The organism is Paenibacillus sp. BC26, from assembly GCF_900116125.1.
GTDB lineage: Bacteria > Bacillota > Bacilli > Paenibacillales > Paenibacillaceae > Paenibacillus_Z > Paenibacillus_Z lignilyticus.
Map to the genome: position 1 here is coordinate 3,318,884 of NZ_FPAD01000001.1, position 17,147 is coordinate 3,336,030.

Annotated in this window: 18 protein-coding genes; 4 read left to right on the top strand and 14 right to left on the bottom strand. The window is 48.4% G+C overall.

Annotated elements, in window-relative coordinates; translation table 11 throughout:
* Nucleotides 1-132 precede the first annotated feature (132 nt).
* From BM412_RS15010 to BM412_RS15035, 6 genes are all read right to left on the bottom strand, one after another.
* Nucleotides 133-405: a hypothetical protein gene (locus BM412_RS15010; RefSeq protein ID WP_091219360.1), complete on the bottom strand. Its 273-nt coding sequence runs from the start codon at nt 403-405 to the stop codon at nt 133-135.
* Between the two features lie 228 nt (nt 406-633).
* Entirely contained in the window at nt 634-1,047 is a 414-nt protein-coding gene (locus tag BM412_RS15015; RefSeq protein ID WP_091219362.1) for a hypothetical protein, read from the bottom strand.
* Nucleotides 1,048-1,067: 20 nt separating this feature from the next.
* Nucleotides 1,068-1,190 carry a cyclic lactone autoinducer peptide gene (locus BM412_RS31870; RefSeq protein WP_143111631.1) on the bottom strand — a complete coding sequence of 41 codons (123 nt, stop codon included), beginning with the start codon at nt 1,188-1,190 and terminating at the stop codon, nt 1,068-1,070.
* An 8-nt stretch (nt 1,191-1,198) separates the two neighbouring features.
* The gene (locus BM412_RS15020) at nt 1,199-1,687 is read right to left on the bottom strand and encodes an accessory gene regulator B family protein (RefSeq protein ID WP_177245839.1); all 489 of its coding nucleotides are present in this window, start codon (nt 1,685-1,687) and stop codon (nt 1,199-1,201) included.
* Nucleotides 1,674-2,378 carry a hypothetical protein gene (locus tag BM412_RS15025; protein ID WP_091219367.1) on the bottom strand — a complete coding sequence of 235 codons (705 nt, stop codon included), beginning with the start codon at nt 2,376-2,378 and terminating at the stop codon, nt 1,674-1,676. The genes BM412_RS15020 and BM412_RS15025 overlap by 14 nt, the downstream gene beginning before the upstream one ends.
* Before the next feature lie 523 nt (nt 2,379-2,901).
* Entirely contained in the window at nt 2,902-3,162 is a 261-nt protein-coding gene (locus tag BM412_RS15035) for a hypothetical protein (protein WP_091219372.1), read from the bottom strand.
* Between the two features lie 151 nt (nt 3,163-3,313).
* On the opposite strand from BM412_RS15035, the gene BM412_RS15040 reads away from it, so the two are divergent.
* Nucleotides 3,314-3,490, top strand: coding sequence for a YjfB family protein (locus tag BM412_RS15040; RefSeq protein ID WP_091219374.1), 177 nt, complete (start codon nt 3,314-3,316; stop codon nt 3,488-3,490).
* Nucleotides 3,491-3,522: 32 nt separating this feature from the next.
* Here BM412_RS15040 and BM412_RS15045 read toward each other — a convergent pair whose 3' ends face one another.
* Nucleotides 3,523-4,401, bottom strand: coding sequence for an AraC family transcriptional regulator (locus BM412_RS15045; RefSeq protein ID WP_177245840.1), 879 nt, complete (start codon nt 4,399-4,401; stop codon nt 3,523-3,525).
* A gap of 129 nt (nt 4,402-4,530) precedes the next feature.
* Between BM412_RS15045 and yicI the strand changes: the two genes are divergently transcribed.
* Complete coding sequence (yicI, locus tag BM412_RS15050) at nt 4,531-6,858, top strand: alpha-xylosidase (protein WP_091219378.1); 2,328 nt, start codon at nt 4,531-4,533, stop codon at nt 6,856-6,858.
* Between the two features lie 136 nt (nt 6,859-6,994).
* On the opposite strand, the gene BM412_RS15055 is transcribed toward yicI, so the two are convergent.
* From BM412_RS15055 to BM412_RS15075, 5 genes are all read right to left on the bottom strand, one after another.
* Entirely contained in the window at nt 6,995-7,825 is an 831-nt protein-coding gene (locus BM412_RS15055) for a carbohydrate ABC transporter permease (RefSeq protein ID WP_091219381.1), read from the bottom strand.
* A complete protein-coding gene (locus BM412_RS15060; RefSeq protein ID WP_091219383.1) occupies nt 7,822-8,709 on the bottom strand; it encodes a carbohydrate ABC transporter permease in 888 nt (295 codons plus the stop codon). The genes BM412_RS15055 and BM412_RS15060 overlap by 4 nt, the downstream gene beginning before the upstream one ends.
* A gap of 95 nt (nt 8,710-8,804) precedes the next feature.
* Complete coding sequence (locus tag BM412_RS15065) at nt 8,805-10,106, bottom strand: ABC transporter substrate-binding protein (RefSeq protein ID WP_091219386.1); 1,302 nt, start codon at nt 10,104-10,106, stop codon at nt 8,805-8,807.
* A 159-nt stretch (nt 10,107-10,265) separates the two neighbouring features.
* Nucleotides 10,266-11,864 (bottom strand): response regulator transcription factor, encoded by a 1,599-nt coding sequence (locus tag BM412_RS15070; protein WP_091219389.1) that lies wholly within the window; start codon nt 11,862-11,864, stop codon nt 10,266-10,268.
* The gene (locus tag BM412_RS15075) at nt 11,842-13,647 is read right to left on the bottom strand and encodes a cache domain-containing sensor histidine kinase (protein ID WP_177245841.1); all 1,806 of its coding nucleotides are present in this window, start codon (nt 13,645-13,647) and stop codon (nt 11,842-11,844) included. Before BM412_RS15075 ends, BM412_RS15070 begins: the two co-directional genes overlap by 23 nt.
* 121 nt (nt 13,648-13,768) lie before the next feature.
* Here BM412_RS15075 and BM412_RS15080 point away from each other — a divergent pair, with 121 nt between their 5' ends.
* Both BM412_RS15080 and BM412_RS15085 read left to right on the top strand, forming a co-directional pair.
* On the top strand, nt 13,769-14,107 hold the full coding sequence (locus BM412_RS15080) for a L,D-transpeptidase (protein ID WP_091219395.1): 339 nt from the start codon (nt 13,769-13,771) through the stop codon (nt 14,105-14,107).
* A 94-nt stretch (nt 14,108-14,201) separates the two neighbouring features.
* Nucleotides 14,202-15,206 (top strand): S-layer homology domain-containing protein, encoded by a 1,005-nt coding sequence (locus BM412_RS15085; protein WP_091219398.1) that lies wholly within the window; start codon nt 14,202-14,204, stop codon nt 15,204-15,206.
* Between the two features lie 67 nt (nt 15,207-15,273).
* Here the strand turns inward: BM412_RS15085 and BM412_RS15090 are convergent, their stop codons facing one another.
* On the bottom strand, nt 15,274-16,107 hold the full coding sequence (locus tag BM412_RS15090) for an SPL family radical SAM protein (protein WP_091219401.1): 834 nt from the start codon (nt 16,105-16,107) through the stop codon (nt 15,274-15,276).
* Nucleotides 16,108-16,120: 13 nt separating this feature from the next.
* On the bottom strand, nt 16,121-16,822 hold the full coding sequence (locus BM412_RS15095; protein ID WP_091220540.1) for a uracil-DNA glycosylase: 702 nt from the start codon (nt 16,820-16,822) through the stop codon (nt 16,121-16,123).
* Between the last annotated feature and the right edge of the window lie 325 nt (nt 16,823-17,147).

Consider the following 17,147-nt stretch of genomic DNA (forward strand, 5'->3'; position numbering starts at 1 on the left):
CAACGTCCAAATTTTAGAATTAATATAGTTACTTTCCATTTTTTTGATCTTTAACATAAGAAAACCGCCCTTAATAAGGGGCGGTTATGATTTGATTATGTAATGATAACGTTTAGCCTTGTTCTGCTTTGCCTAGTAGCTTGATTCTACCTGGGCTGGATGCAGCCAGTTATCCACTACGACTGCTCGTGATTCGGCTTGATTGGAGAGCGTTTCTGCCCAATGGTTGATTTTCACTTTCATGACATCGATCGAATACTGGAACGGATACTCACGCAAATTAACGGCAACCCAATTAGCATTGTTCAAATTCGACCATTCCAAGCTAATCGTGGTGGTCAATTCGGAAAAACTCTGGATAAGTTTAACAAAATCATGAAGTTGCTGCTGATTGTCTTGGGTCATCTATAGCGCTCCATTCGAATGGTTTGAGAAGCTACTCATATATTACCATTTATTAGGTGATGAAAATGTCACTCTATGTTGTCTATTTGTTGGAATAATTGACGAGCTATTCACATGTTCAATGACTTGAAAGCAATAATAATAGGGACTTTTGTCGGGTTATATAGCTTGTTGAGCCAAGCTTGTCCAAAAAAAACTGTATCTCATAAATGAGATACAGTTAGATAATTATTCAGTTGCTAGGTCTCTTCTATGTATCGCAGTCCATTCATTAGAAGTAGATTCCAAGCTTTTTCCGCGCCTAATCTGCTTTACAGCATGATAATGTGCTCGTGAGACCGGTGCGCGTAAAGCGTTTCTAGAGATCGGTTCCGGCTCGAAGAAAACATGATGCATCTCTTCGTCGTAGAACTCGATTTTACTTTCTTGTGCCATGAAACAGCGATCGAGCTTGATAAAACCTTGCATCTCGAAAAATCGCTCTTGTTCCTCCGGACTTTTAATGTAATAGAATGCGCCTTGGGGTGTCTGGAGATACTTTTCGCCATTGTATGAACCTACAAAGAGTACGTCGTCTAAATCAATCTCCACAATATCGAAATCTTTTTTTCGACGATTTACTACATGAAATGGGCGACGCATTCCTTCAACATCCCTTCAGTTTACTTTCTCAGCTCTGCAGGGATCTCAGGTTTGTTAATAAATACGTAGGATCCCATGAGCACGAATACCCCTGCTACTCCAACCAATACAGCTGCCAATCCGCGATATAGTAAATTCTTCATCTGTGTGTTCACCCCCTCTCTTTAAACGGAAGTAGGACTGCTTGTACAGTAAAAGCAACTGCCAGTAAATCAGAAACGAACAAGAAATTTGATGCTACTATGCATGCAGAAATGACTTTAAGGATGGGGTAGTGCTTTGGAGAAATCCTAGCATATTTGTCGTAGTTCGCAGGAGCAAATAGAAGAACCATGATGAGGGAAAAGACAGTACCTCCATACACCCAAAGCATATGATTGTCCAAGTGTATGTGTGGTAACGATGACATTGCTGCTGTGGAGACAATAATACAAAACGTCCCCGATTTAAGATGATAACCGCCGGTCAGAAATCTTATCGTCGCAAATATGATGATGAAAAGAAAAGTTCTTAGTAACTCCCCGGTCAACCAGCCAAGTATCAAGGAAAAAACAGTAATTGAAGTTGTGTTCCAAATAATGCTTAACGCATAAACAATCACATCAACAGAAGGAGCGTTAGCAACATTATTGGCTGTCATGCGTGCGTTTAGTGTAACCGCTACTTTTCGAAGCATCTTCAGTATCCTTTCTCAAAGTAAAATACAGGAAGACAGGTACGGTAAACAGAAAAATAATACTCGCAAAAAGAACGTAATCATCGTAGTTGTTACGGAAAATGATCGCGGTAATCATAGCTGCAACAATGCAAAATGATATTATGGCCAGTAGAATTGCATTTGTCCCTTTAATTTCAACATTAGATCGGCGTGATGTAGGAACAAAATCAAAACCCCAATTTTTGTCGTACACCAGTTTTGCTAGGGCTAAATGAGCAAGACAAGTAATAACTTGTATCCCTGCTGCCGAAACGTCATTGCCAGCTACTGTCCCGAAGGAAACATTACTGATAACGCTTACCAAAACAATAAGTATTCCTTGTAAACCGACCGCCAGCATCCCCGCTAAATTCATAATGGCGGAATGAAAGATGGGAACATTAAACAAAACCCATAAGACGATGACGAACAATCCAAACTGTATGTAAGTAGAAAGATCACCTACAGCTGAGTCTAGTCGAGTGAAATACGAGACTTGACTCATCAATGTAGCTACGAGAAGCACGTTAACTAGTAATCTTCGATAAATGCTGAATCGAAATAGTGTGAAAAGTAAAATGAACATCCCCGAGTACTCAAAAATTGAACCGATAAGAAATAGCAGATATTTCATGACCCTGATGCTCCCTTTATTTAGCTGTCGACTTTCCTGCGAAGATCGTCAGATTCATCTCTATATGCTCTGATTGTTTCTTCATTCCATAAAGGTCCACTCTTTAGTTCCATGATCGGCTCCGGGAAACCTTTGGTTTTTCGCTTATGATGTAAGTTTCTTCGATCTATCCCGAGTAATTCCGCTACCTCGGAACTCCCGATTAGTTTAGGATAACAATAACGTTTATTGGCAACCTGTTCCCTCAAGTCTTGGATTTCACTTACTAATTCCAGGATGCAATCTCCTATTGTCCCTCCCACTTCATGCGCCAGATCGGTGCATTTCTCAATTGATATGTTCAAATGATCACCTACCTACTACTTTGTTCCTATATTTTACATCGTACGAAAAAAGTGTATATACGTCAATTGCATATATACGCCAAATACATAAAAGAAGCTCGCATTTTGCCTGAAATGCAAAAAAAGTCGACGGCACGGTGGCCGAGCGACTTCGAAGGTAATTTGGACAGGGTGGTTCACTACTCCGCTTTGACAACTCGAACCAATCTATGTTCTTCATTTAGAAGAAAGATAGCATATACCTTGTCGCCTTCATATAATGGTGTTTCTTTACGGAAATTAGATTCGGTGAACAAACAATGATCTCCCAAGTCATTGGTTGCATCATAGCAATGCTCGTGGGGGCATTCAATAATGGTATATTCGGAAACGCCAGTGGGAGTGTTGTTCATCAAACCGACTAGTAACGCCAAGGCCTTAATTAGGGATAGCGTAGTCATCTAGACAAGTACTCCTTTCTTTAGCTTTCATCACTAAACTACGCTCACCGATGTCGTTATATGCTCTCCATGCCGGTGATCCAATTAACGATTACGGACAGATCACCCGATAACAAGAATGTCAGACGATCATGCAGTAAGGAGGAGCCCTATGGATATCGCAGCTTTATCAATGTCCTTATCCCAAATCAATTTATCCCAAGCTGTCGGAATCAGTGTTCTAAGAATAGCCAAAGATCAATCTTCGGAACAATCACAGCAAATGATTCAAATGATGGAACGAAGCGTGCAGCCAAACTTAGGCGGCAATCTGGACATACGAGGATAAACGTTCGCGAAGAAAGCAAAAAGCCTTGATAATCAAGGCTTTTTTTGATGCCGATAATCCGATGGCGTGCACTGGTATACCGTGCGAAACATTTTGCAAAAATAACTAAAGTTGTCGAAGCCCGATTCCAGCGCTGCTTCTCCAACGGAGGTGTTGCTGTCTGCAAGCAGAGCTGCTGCAATCCGAATGCGCAGGAGATTGATGTACTCGACCGGGGTTTTGCGCATGAATGACTTGAATACGCGTGTAAAATGTCCCTCGCTCATGCCAGCCTCAGCCGCCAGTTCTCTAATGGTCAGCTTGCGCGCATAATGAACATCAATATAAGTCAGCACCGTCTTAAGCCGCTCCTGGGTATGCATGTCGAGGGATGACCTTGGCACTCTGTGAACGAATGCTTCGCGGGACACATATTCCGCGAACAGCTGATACAGTCCTGCCTTCAGTCGAAATGCCTTTGCCGGCTCTTCCGATGTCTCCAATTCAAGGAGTGGCGTCAGCCCTCGGCGCAGCGCCGCAGCCAGCTCTGATTCGGCGACAGCATGCGGCTCAGGCACAAGCCGACCGCGTTTGATCGGCTCTAAATATTGAATCGTCAAGCTGTCCCCTGGACTCATTAACCAATCCGGATCGAACACTAATGCCGAATAGGAACAAGCCCCCCCGGTAGGCGAATATCCGCCATGGAGCTCGCCGCCCGGGATGAACAATACTTCCCCTGCCCCAACGGTATACGTCGATAACCCGATTTGAAATACGGCTTCCCCGCTCTCCACAAGCAGAAATTCCGCTTCTTCATGCCAATGATTATCGAGGATCGGCTCTCCTGCCGCTTGCTCCATCCGGTAGATTCCTACCGGAAGTCCCGGGCTGCCATGCCGCCGATTCTCGCGCAAATGATGGATATCCATTGAACCCACCTCAAATATCAGTATCGTGCTAATATTAAGCATAATAATGCAAGATAATATATTTTTCAATCAGTATACTGTTAGTAGGTTATAACAATTCAAGAACGATTGAGAGGATGGTCCGCAAACATGAAATTCAGCGACGGTTATTGGATGACGCGCGAAGGCTACCAAGTCCTTACCCCTTACGAAGTGCATAACGTTGAGGTTTCAAGCAATAGCATTACCGTATACGCAACACACAGTCATTTGGAGCATCGCGGCAATACGCTAAATGCGCCACTAATGACGATGGAGTTCTCTTCGCCGATGAAAGATATCATCCGTACGAAATTTTATCATCACAGGGGTGCCCGCCGCCTCGGCCCATCTTCGTTCCCACTGCTCGAAGCGAGCCAAGCACCTGTTGAGATTGAAGATACAGCAGAGGCCGTCACACTCAAGAGCGGCGATTCCGCAGTAACCATTACGAAAGCGCATCCGCTTTCCATTACCTATACCTACAAAGGGAAAAAGCTCACCGGCAGCGGCTTCCGTTCGACCGGCTATGTGAAAGCAAGCAACGGCAACCATCATTTCCGCGAGCAGCTTGACCTTGGCATCGGCGAAACGGTGTACGGATTAGGCGAACGGTTCACCCCATTCGTGAAGAATGGTCAAGTCGTTGACATCTGGAATCAAGATGGCGGCACGGCTACCGAGCAATCCTACAAAAACATTCCTTTCTATGTGACAAACCGCGGCTATGGTGTTTTCGTTAACCATCCCGAGCTCGTTTCCTATGAAGTTGCTTCGGAGAAAGTATCCAAGGCTCAATTCAGCGTGGCCGGAGAATCGCTCGAATATTATGTAATCGGCGGCGATACGCTGAAGGATGTGCTGTCCAATTATACATCGCTGACCGGCAAGCCTGCTCTTCCGCCTGCTTGGTCATTCGGCTTATGGCTCACTACATCGTTCACGACCAACTATGATGAAGCCACGGTTACAAGCTTCGTAGACGGCATGGCTGAGCGCGATCTTCCGCTTGCTGTATTCCACTTCGACTGCTTCTGGATGAAAGAATACGAGTGGTGTAACTTCGAGTGGGACGAACGTGTTTTCCCGGATCCGAAGGGTATGCTGGAGCGGCTGAAAGCGAAAGGACTTCATATCTGTGTCTGGATCAACAGCTACATCGCTCAGCGTTCTCCATTGTTCGATGAAGCTGCAGAGCTCGGTTACCTGTTGAAACGACCGGATGGCAGCGTATGGCAAACCGATATGTGGCAATACGGCATGGGCATTGTAGACTTCACAAACCCGGCCGCTTGCGACTGGTTCAAGAGCAAACTGGCCGTTCTGCTCGACATGGGTGTGGACAGCTTCAAAACCGATTTCGGCGAACGGATCCCAACGGATGTCGTCTACTTCGACGGATCCGATCCACAGCAAATGCATAACTACTATACGCAGCTGTATAACAAAGTCGTCTTCGAACTGCTGGAAGAGAAACGCGGCAAAGGTGAAGCCGCATTGTTCGCCCGTTCCGCAACGGCCGGCGGCCAGCAGTTCCCCGTACACTGGGGCGGCGACTGCGAAGCGACGTACGAATCGATGGCGGAGAGCTTGCGCGGCGGTCTGTCGCTCGGTTTGTCCGGCTTCAGCTTCTGGAGCCATGATATCGGCGGCTTCGAACAAAGCTCTCCGCCGGATCTGTACAAACGTTGGGTCGCATTCGGCCTTCTCTCCAGCCACAGCCGTCTGCACGGGAGCACATCGTACCGTGTGCCTTGGCTGTATGACGAAGAGGCAGTCGATGTGCTGCGCCACTATACGAAGCTTAAGCTGCGCTTAATGCCGTATTTGTTTGGCCAGTCCGTCCAATCCGTGAAGATCGGACTGCCGGTCATGCGCGCGATGGTGCTTGAATTTGGCGACGATCCAACCTGCGATTACATTGACCGTCAATATATGCTTGGCGATTCCATTCTTGTTGCTCCGATCTTCAACGCTGACGGTGAATCCACGTACTACTTACCGAAAGGGACCTGGACGCACTACTTGAGCGGTGAGCAAGTCGAAGGCGGCGTTTGGCGCAAGGAATCATTCGATTACTTCAGCATGCCGCTGTTTGTCCGCGAGAACTCGCTGATCGCGGTAGGCGCGGAAGACAGCCGTCCGGATTACGATTATGCGACAGGCGTTACCCTTTCGTTGTACGCGCTTCAAGATGGCGCAACTGCTGCTTCTGTAGTGACGACCGTTACCGGTGAAACTGCCTTTACGGCTACAGCAAGCCGCAAAGGTTCCACGATCACGATCGATACGGAAGGCAAGTCCGAAGGCTGGAGTATCATCCTCCACGGCGAACATGCAGTAGCTTCCGTTCAAGGTGGACAAACGGATGCCGGTTCGGAAGGCGCTCGGATCATCCCATTGTCCGGAGCATCCAAATTGGTTATCGAATTAGCTTAATTCAGCAACTATCGAGCTGCTTCAAACGTGCATCCAATGCCTTTTGAAGCAGTTTTTTGTTCAGCTCTCTCCATACAAAAAGCCCGCTTCCACCGTATTTCCGGTAGAGACGGGCTTTATCCATTTTCAAATTCACTTAACCTTTAACCGCTCCGGCAACCATCCCTTTGATGATGTACTTCTGCAGGAACAAGAAGACCGCAATCGGTGGAATCGAGGTGTACACGACCGCCGTCAAGGCGTATTGCCACTCACTCTTATACTGACCAAAGAACTTATAGGATGCCAATTGCAGCGTTGACTGCTGGCCATTGAGCATAAGCAGCGGCAGCAGGAAGTCATTCCAAATCCACATGACATTCAAGATGATGACCGTGCTGATAACCGGCACCATAACCGGGAAGACAATGCGAACGAATACCCCGTACCGCGATGCACCATCGATAGCGCCGCTTTCTTCCAGCTCGATCGGCAGCGACTTCACGAACCCGTGGAACATGAATACGGCTAGCGGAGCGCCAAGCCCCCAGTAGATAACGCCCAATCCGCCAAGCGAATTGATAAGATGGAACGTCTTGGCCAGCTTCGTCAACGTAATCATGAAGGATTGGAACGGAATCATCATTGGCGAGATCGCCAGGAAGAACAGAACCGTGCTCAATCTTGATTTGGTCCGTGACAGCTTATAGCCGGCCGTTGAGCCAAAGATTACGATGCCGGTAACGCTTAACAAGGTAAGCAAGAAGGTATTAACGAACAGCTTCGGATACCCCATAAGGCCCCATACGGCCTGATAATTGTCGACCATCAACGTCTTCGGCAGCGCCAAAATATTCGTCAGAACCTGCTCATAGGTCTTAAACGAGTTGAACACGACGAGAAAGAGCGGATACAAGAACAATAGAGCCAAGATCGCAATACCAATCTCCAGAATAAAGGTAACTCTCTTTTGACTGCGGTGTGTCATGCCTCCACCTCCCTGCTTTTCGTAAAGCGGACTTGAATGATCGTAATTAGCAGGATAAGCACGACGAACACAAGCGATTTCGCAGTTGCGTAACCAAACCGATTATTGACGAAAGCTTCGTTGTAAATATCAATCGTGATGCTGTTCGTAGCTCCGCCCGGTCCGCCAAAGGTTAACGTATAGATGATATCAAATACTTTCAACGAGTTAGCCAAGGACAGGAACAACGCGACGGTGATCGAAGGCATAAGCAGCGGCAGCGTGATTTTGAAAAAACGACTGATACCGACACACCCGTCAATGGACGCCGCTTCCAGCAAATCGCCGGGTACGGATTGCAAACCTGTAATATAGATCATCATGTAAAAGCCGACCGACTGCCAAATACCCACAAACAAGATCGACCAGAACGCCAAATGCGCGTTCCCCAGCCAGCTCCACTGAAACACTTCCCAGCCTGTTGCCGAGTACAACACGTCGAAGCCTTTCGTGAACATAAACCGCCAGATAAAGCCGATAATAATCAAGCTGATGATGTAAGGCACGAAGAACGCTGTCCGATATAAGCCGCGTAATTTGAGCGCTTTCGTCAGGACAATCGCAAGCAGGATTGCAATGACATTCGTCAGCACAACCGCCAGCAATGTGTATTCTAGCGTGAAGACGAGCGCCTTCAGCGCGTTTGTGTCCGAAGTTAGAAGTTCCTTGAAGTTCTTAAGCCCTATAAACTTAATATGTTTTCCTACGCCATTCCATTTGGTTAACGAATAGTACATAGACATCATAAAAGGGATGATTGCCGATATTAAAATGCATACCATGGCCGGTATTACGAAAACGCCAAACTCGATTCTGTTTCCCCATTTATTTCGTGTATTCATCATCTCACTCCACCCGAATGCTGTAATGACAGCCTTAGCCGGAAGGATCGCTTCCGGCCGGACTGCCTACTAGCTGTTTGCCTGCTGTCAAACGAATGTTATTCCGCAGCTTCCGCCAATGTACGGTACGTTTTGTTCATTTCTTCTTTCGCGTCGTCTACATTCGCTCCGCCTGCAATGTACTTCTGCAGAATTTCGCCGGCTTTCTGTTCGAAGCCATCCGGCCAGTAACCTTTTACCCAAGGGTAAGTTACGCCATCTTTGAGGATCGTTTGCGTTTCTTTGGACAGCTGAGCATCCGGGAACGGTGCGGCAGCTACTGTCGAGATCTGTTTTGTACCTACCGGAATGAACGCTTTACCCGCTTCGGATGTTGTCATCCAATCGAGGAATTTCAGCACTTCTTTCAAGTTCTCGGAATCCTTGTTCACGCGCCAAACGATGTTGGAGTCTACCATAAGTCCCGCTTTGGAGCCGTCATCGCCGACCGGTCCTGGCATAAAGCCCATATCGATGCTCGGGTTCAGCTTACGAACGGAATCCTCAACCCAAGTACCTTGATGCATCATCGCGGCTTTGCCTTCTGCGAACAGGGCAACCTGCGAGTTCAAATCGGTTTCAAGCGGCTTCGGATTGCCGTATTTCGTAGTCAGATCGATCAGTTTGAAAATATTCGAGGCTGCCGGAATGTCAAACAGCTTCTTGTCGCCCGCATTCAATTCGTCAAACGTCTTCGCGTAATCGCCGCCCATGGATGCGAGCACTTGCGTGAACGTTTGCTCCAATACCCACCACTCTTTGTAGCCGTTAGAGAACGGGATAATGCCTTTGGCTTGCAATTTCTTAGCCGCATCTTCAAGCTCCGCGAATGTTTTCGGCAATTCGGTAATGCCCGCCTCCGCGAATAGCTTCTTGTTATAAACGAAAGAATGCGCTTGTAGGACGAGCGGGAAACCGAGCACTTTGTTATCGAGCGTAACGCCCGGAAGTGCCGTAGGAACGATGTTCTTCATGAACGGCTCGTTGGTCAGGTCGTATACATAATCTTGATAGGTTTTGTTCTCGTTATAAGCACCCGTCATGAAGATATCAGGAATGTCGCCTGAGTTAATGCGGGATTTCAACAATGTCGGATAGTCATCCTGATGAATCGTAGCGGTAATCGTTACGTTCGGATGTTCTTTCTTGTAATCGGCAGCCAGTTTATTGATCGCTTCCGTCATCTCCGGCGCATACTGGAGAATGTTGATCTCGACCGGCTCCGTGCTGTTGCCGCTGTTTTCATTCGCGCTTGTGTTGTTGCTTGTATTGTTACTGTTCGCATTGCTTCCGCATGCCGTTAATAATGCTGGCACGAGCGCTGCGGTCGCCGCCAGTGTTACCCATCTTTTTGCTGCCATTATCGTAAGCCTCCCCTGGTTGTTTAACGCTTACAAACTAGTATGTTTTCCTTGGTGCTTCCTTATTTTCGTCTGAATTGCCTTTGCGAACAATGTAAAAAACAAGCGCCTTATGGGTAAAAAAATGACGAGTGGACAATTGATGTCCACTCGCTCTTCTCATTCCATCTTCACCCTGAACTCTTGAGGGGTCAGACCCGTATATTTTTTGAACGCTTTGCTAAAATAATTCTGATCGCGAAAGCCGACCTTCTCGCTGACCGTTTGGATTTTGAGCGATTTGTCGCTCAGCCATTCCTTCGCCTTCGCCATCCGAATGTGCAGCTGGTATTCATGAATGCCAATCCCGTATTTCTGCTTATAAATTCGGGTGAGATGCTCCTTGCTCATATGAAACCGTTCGGCAAAGAACGAAACGGGCAATTCCTCATAATAATGCAGCTCAATATAGCTTTTAATGCGCTCCTGCACGGACAATGATCCGCTCTCAGATCGCCGTAATTCCGCAAGTGCCGTAAAGAGCGGATGAAAATACGCCAGCACTGCGGCCTTAAAGGCTGTAAATTCAAACACTCTGCCACGGAGCGTACGATCAAACTGTTCCATTGCCGATGCAGATTCAGACGGATCGTCAGCCTTAAGCTGCGCAAGTAGCATTTCCGCGAACATTCGCAATTCATCTTCCATCGCCAGCATGCCGCTCATCGTGACGACACCTGAAGACTCAATCTCCTCCAGCCATTTGCGCAGCTCCTGCATCGCTTGCCGCTCGCTGCCCGATTCAATCGTTTGTTCGAATAAACTCGCTCGCTCCAGGAGCGACGGGCGCTCCCCTTCCGCATCTTTCAAGGTCGGCCGCAGATCGATCATATTGAGCGCCATCAGCGATCGTAATGCCGCAGCGTACGATTCTCCGAGCGCATCGATGCCGACCAGCTGTCCTTCTGAAGCGACAAGCTTGATCGTAAACAATGCTGTCAGCTTGTCGATCATCCCCCGGATCCCAATACTCTGGTTAGCTCCTGCGTCCGATAAATTCACAACGGCAACGATCTCCATTGCGTCTCGATTGTTTTTGAAGCTGAACGACTTCCCGAAACGCCCGAGAAGCTCATCCACGGCGTTCGTTAAGGCAAAATAGAACGTATGGGAATCGCCGTAGAATTTGCGTTCAATAACTTCCGCTGCATTCAGCAGCTTGAAGACGACAACTCGGCAAAGCGCCTCACCTGCATCGGTACCCAGAACCGCTTCCAGCTCCTGAATATGATGGAACCGGCCGTTACCGTCGATGATCGATGAATAGATCTTCTCTTTGACAAGAGGTGCCGACAAGTTTCGGTAGATCCGCGAGCTGCTGTCCACGAGCAGCTGCTCGCGCCGTTTGTTAATCAAGGTGACGGCACGTTCAATCACATCATTGAGCTCCGCTTTGCGAATCGGCTTCAGCAAGTAGTCGATGGAACCGGCCTGCATGGCGCTGCGGGCATATGCAAAATCATCGAATCCGCTGATGACAATGTAGCACGCATCCGGATGTGCAGTGCGGGCTTGCTGCAGAAACTCTTCTCCGCCCATCAGCGGCATTTTCATATCGACAAATACGATATCCGGTTTATGTTCCGCCAGCAGTCGAATCCCTTCCTGCCCGTTGCCCGCTTCCGCGACAATTTCGATCTTATGGTTGTCCCATTCCCCAAGAGCCCGAATCGCAAGGCGGGCCGGCTGCTCGTCGTCAATGATGATAGCCTTGTACATAGGGTCTCTCCTCCTTTAAGGGCAGTGTTACGATGACTTCCGTTCCAGTGCCGTGCTGGCTGTCAATATTCAGTCCGTACTCCGGACCAAACAACAGCTTGATTCTCGCATTCACATTGTTAAGTCCGATACCTTCTCGATATTCGAGCAGATGGCTGTCCAGAAAAGCACGAATTTCGGTTAATCGTTCGGCGGATATGCCCGGGCCATTGTCAGACACGGTTAACACTAACAGACCTTCCCGGCTTGTCGCTCTCACGTTTACATCCATATCACCTGTCATCTGCTCGAGTCCGTGTTTAATCGTGTTTTCCACTAAGATTTGGACGATCATCTTCGGAATCCATGCTTCTTTCACCGCTTCTTCAACCTCAACATGGAGCCTCAGCCTCGTTCCGAAGCGAGCTTGCTGTAGCAGCATATAGTTGCCGATGTGGGCAAGCTCCTCTTTGACCCGTACCGTTTCTGCTTCCTTAATGGAATAGCGCAGCGACGATGCAAGCGCATCCACCATATCCTGAATGCGATCCATCCCGCTGATGATCGCCTCGGTAGAAATCGCTTGAAGCGAATTGTATAGAAAATGAGGATTAATTTGCGCCTCCAGGGCAATCAGCCGCGCATTGCGCTCATTTAACTGCATTTCGTACCGTTCGCCAATGAGATCATTGATTTTGACAATCATTTGATTGTACTTGCGCGACAGATGAGCAATCTCGTCGCTCCCCTTAATTTCCCCTTGCACCTCGAAAATCCCATCTCCGAGCATCACAATTTGACGGGAGAGCTGCATAAGCCTTCTCGTTATGGCGTTAGCCGCTATGACAATAACCGAGATCAGCAGCACAACAGCCGCCGAGCCTGCAATGAGATTAATCCGGCGCGCATTCGCGGCTTCCTTATTGAGCACGCTATACGGCGTCAATGTAACCAGCTTCCAGCCGTTATGAGGGGACACATTATAAATCGCCAAGTAGCGCGTATCATGGATCGTCCAGCTTCGCTGCTCGGTATCTACGGCATCTACCGGAATGGAACGCAATAGCTGCGCAGTTGAATCGACCGTAAGATTAGGCCCCTCCGCATAGAACAGTTCATTGGCTTCATTGAAAATCCCGATATATTCACCGGACTCGCCGGTGATGTCCTGCAGGATCCGTTTGATTTCTTTCAAGTTATGGGTGATGGATATCGCCGCAAGCGGCTTCTTGTCCGCAATATTGATCAAGATGCGATGAAAGATCAGAAAGTTGCCGTGGTCCGTTTCATTGAGGCCGTAGCCTGACTCAATGCTTCGAAATTTATGACTTTGCGCCGCTTCCCTATACCAACGTTCCCCCTCAGGCGCTACCGTCGCTTCCTGGCGAAGGTTGATGAAGGCTTTAGACATGGTATACTGCAAGCCGGTCTTCGGCGTATAGATCGACAGCGCTTCAATATCATCACTGGAGTAGTATAAGTTCTTCAACTGATTCTGGATATACAACTGACCGCCGTATTCTTTCGAAATAATCGCATCCATGAACTGCGAATCTTTGCGAAGCGAGATCGAGAGCTCATCGATACGGTCCAAATAACCGTCCAGATTCTGATTGACCAGCTTAAGAATTTTACGATTGCTCTCAATAAAATGATCCCGATTCATACCCGCCGATTGCAGGTAGGACAAGTAAGACAGAAGAATAACGATACATGCCGCAATGGCTGAAAACAGCATAATCAATTGATTGCGAAGCTTGCTGGCGATGTAGCCGCGAAACGTTTTCCACAAAGTAACAATCACATCAGGTCCTCCAAAGCAGAATAGTACCATTATAGCGCTTAGCCGAAAATAAACAATTTACGGATTAGACTCCTCCGCTTATTGGGTCTCATATGCTGAGACGAAGAGGAGGGATTCAAGCATGCCAAATTACAGAATTATCGTGGATTTATCGGATCGACATCTCTACCTGCTTGACGATAATATCGTCGTACGAGGTTTCCCTGTTGGCATTGGCAAAATGCTCACTCGGACTCCGACCGGAGAATTTACAATTATCAATAAGCAGGAGAATCCGGGAGGTCCTTTCGGCGTGTTGTGGATGGGATTATCGAAGCCGCATTATGGCATTCACGGCACCAATGACCCCGGCTCCATAGGAAGAGAAGTCTCTCATGGCTGTATTCGCATGTATAATAATGACGTGCTTGCTTTATCCGCGCTTGTCCCAATTAATACCCGGGTTACGATTCGGCCATAATTCCGCATGATTTGCACCTTCCGTTGCAACTTTAGTGAAAGAAGGTGCGTCTACATAATTAAGACAATCCATCCTTTAAGAGGTGAATCCACTTATGTTGAAACGGTTTGCACTGTTTACGATGATGCTGCTGTTATTTCTGTCGGCCTCACAATCGGTTTGGGCATTCTCGGATATTAAGAACGACCCTAATGAAGCGAAGATCGCGGAACTTCAGAAGATGGGCATTCTATCCGGAAGCGGTAAGAACGATGTGTTCCAGCCGAAGGGCAAGCTCACTTATGCGGCAGGCATTACCATGATTGTGAAAGGACTCGGACTGAATATTGACAACATCCGGTTTATTAAGGAACCGAAAGTAACGGATAGTTTCCCGAAAATGAAGGATGATGCTTGGTATGCCAATACGTTTATCATCGCTTCCTTGAACGGACTTGATATCCCAAGAGACACCGATCCCTCCGCTTTAATGACGCGAGAGCAATTTGCGCACCATCTGATGAAGGGGATCCTCCGTCAAGGCGACTTCGCCTTCATTGATCTGTATGTCGTCATGAAGGATGAAGCCGATGTCGAGCAAACCTATATGGACAGCATTCAGAAGCTTCTGATTCTCAAAATCGCCCAACTGGACAAAGAGCAAAAGTTCTCGCCTAAAACAGCTGTGACGCGCAGCGATGCGGCAGGCTGGTTGCATGGCGCCATTCAATTCGTGAAGAATACGCCGCCTGTTCCGCCGATTGAAGAACCGGTCCCATTCCCGCTCTACGATTTGCAGCTTTCCTCGAAGGCTGTTAACAGTGATATCTCCGAGGTGACGGTATCCGCTCAAGCGCCAAATCCGGGTTACGGCCTGCGTATTTCGTCGATTTCGTTCGAAGGCGATCAAGCGATTATCCATGTCGAGCCGATCTATCCGGATAAAGACAAATTTTACGCACAGGTGATTACGAATGTCAAAGCCGTCACCTATATCGCTTCCGGCTTCAAACCGGTTCTAGGCGAGGTCGGAGCATCGGTTGGCGGTTCTACCGGCATCATTGGCGGTAACGGCACGTCTTCCAGCTCCCCGGCGCCTGATATGGCAGTTGGCCAATAATTCGCATTGAACCAAATGAAACGAGAAACCCCTCAAAGCAGTGATGCTTTGAGGGGTTTCTCATGGTTTAGGGCAGAAATCCTTGTTGGCCAAAATAGACCTTCCCCTGCGGCATCAATTCGCTTAGCTGCTGCAGGAAAATATCCGCTGTCTGCGGCGTATATAGCGCTTCGTGACCCAACTCCTGATAGCGATCAGCCATCTTTAACTGCGCCGTCCGTTTGCCTCCGCTGCCATCCCCGCGGAAGAAATCATCGACAACGACTCTCTCCACGTTAGCTGCGATGATTCCGGCAAACCGGTCGCTGCATGGAAGCAGCGGAGATACGGCTGCCTGCACCGGGATGCCCGCTTCCCGAAGCTCACGGATCGCCCGCAGCCTCGCAGCCAGAGGCGGCGCGTCCGGAGTCAGCTTCTTCCGAATCGTCTCCAGATCCGTCTCGAGCGTCACGCTGATTCTGACTCGATCGCCGAGGCGTTCAAACAACTCGATATCCCTTAGCACCAGCGGACTTCGAGTTTGAACGAGCAGAAACTGCGGCTGCTCTTCGGCCATGATTTCGAGCAGCTTCCTCGTTACACCTTCCTTGTATTCGGCCGGCTGATAGGGATCGGTAGCTGACGACATAAATACCGTCACCTCGCCTTTGGCGAGCGCCTTGCGCCATTCCTTGCGGAAAGCATCCGCCTCAAACCGTTTCGGCTCCACCCATTCTCCCCATGGTTCACTGCGAAACATCGCGATTGGCATCCGTCTAACATAACAATAGGAGCAGCCAAACGAGCAGCCCACATACGGATTGAGCGTATAGGCATATCCCGTTAAATAACCGGAAGCCGGATTGAGGAAGCGCACGACCGCCGGCTTCTTCTTTGCAGGTTCAGATGCGGATGCATTCATATCGCTTCCACCTTTAATTGGCCGCACCCTGCAGCTCCGCAAGCATGGGGATGCGCCATTCGATTTCACTTCGGCCAAGCTCCCGCAAATATTGATTCGCGCGCGAGAACGGGCGACTGCCGAAGAAGCCGCGGCGCGCCGCAAACGGACTGGGATGCGCGGAGGAGATGATGAAATGGCGTTCCTGATTAATGGATGCCGCTTTCTCCTGCGCATGTTTTCCCCATAGTACAAATACCACAGGCTGCTCGCGATCGTTTAACGCTGCAATCACCGCATCCGTGAAGCGTTCCCAGCCTAAGCCTTTATGGGATGCCGGCAATCCGGCTTTTACCGTCAGCACATTGTTAAGCAGCAGAACGCCTTGTTTCGCCCAAGCTTCCAGAAATCCGTGATCCGGGATGGGGAGGCCAAGGTCCTTCTGCATTTCTTTATATATATTTTGCAAGGATGGCGGCGTCTTCACGCCCGGCAGCACGGAGAAGCTTAACCCATGCGCCTGCCCAGGTCCGTGATAAGGGTCTTGCCCGATAATGACTACACGCGTCCCTTGAAACGAGGTGTAATGCAGTGCATTAAAGACCGCTCCTTGATCCGGGTAAACCTGTTCTGTCTCATACTGCGCTGCTAATTGCCTGTTTAAATCGTGAAAATAGGGCTTTTCCAGCTCCCCGCTCAACACTTCTGCCCAATCATTGCTAAGTACGAATGTCATGTTGTCCCCCATAGGTTGAAATAAAAAACTCCTCTGCCGTCATTCTGAGTTCAGTCAGAAGTGGTGCAAAGGAGGTTGTCTGTTGTAATACGATTACAGTTATTTTAGCATATTGCGGGGATGATTACAAAAAGTTCTGCATGCTTAAGAATGGAAAAAGGAGCCTTTGCAGGCTCCTTCCCGACGGTGATCGATCGTTGAATTCTTCCATTCTCACACTAAACTTCGTCTGAAAAACTTGGGCACCGCTTATTACTCTCCGGTTTTAGCGGATCGTTATGAGCGCGTGTGTTCAGATCTGCTCTGCGACACAACCCCTCGCTTC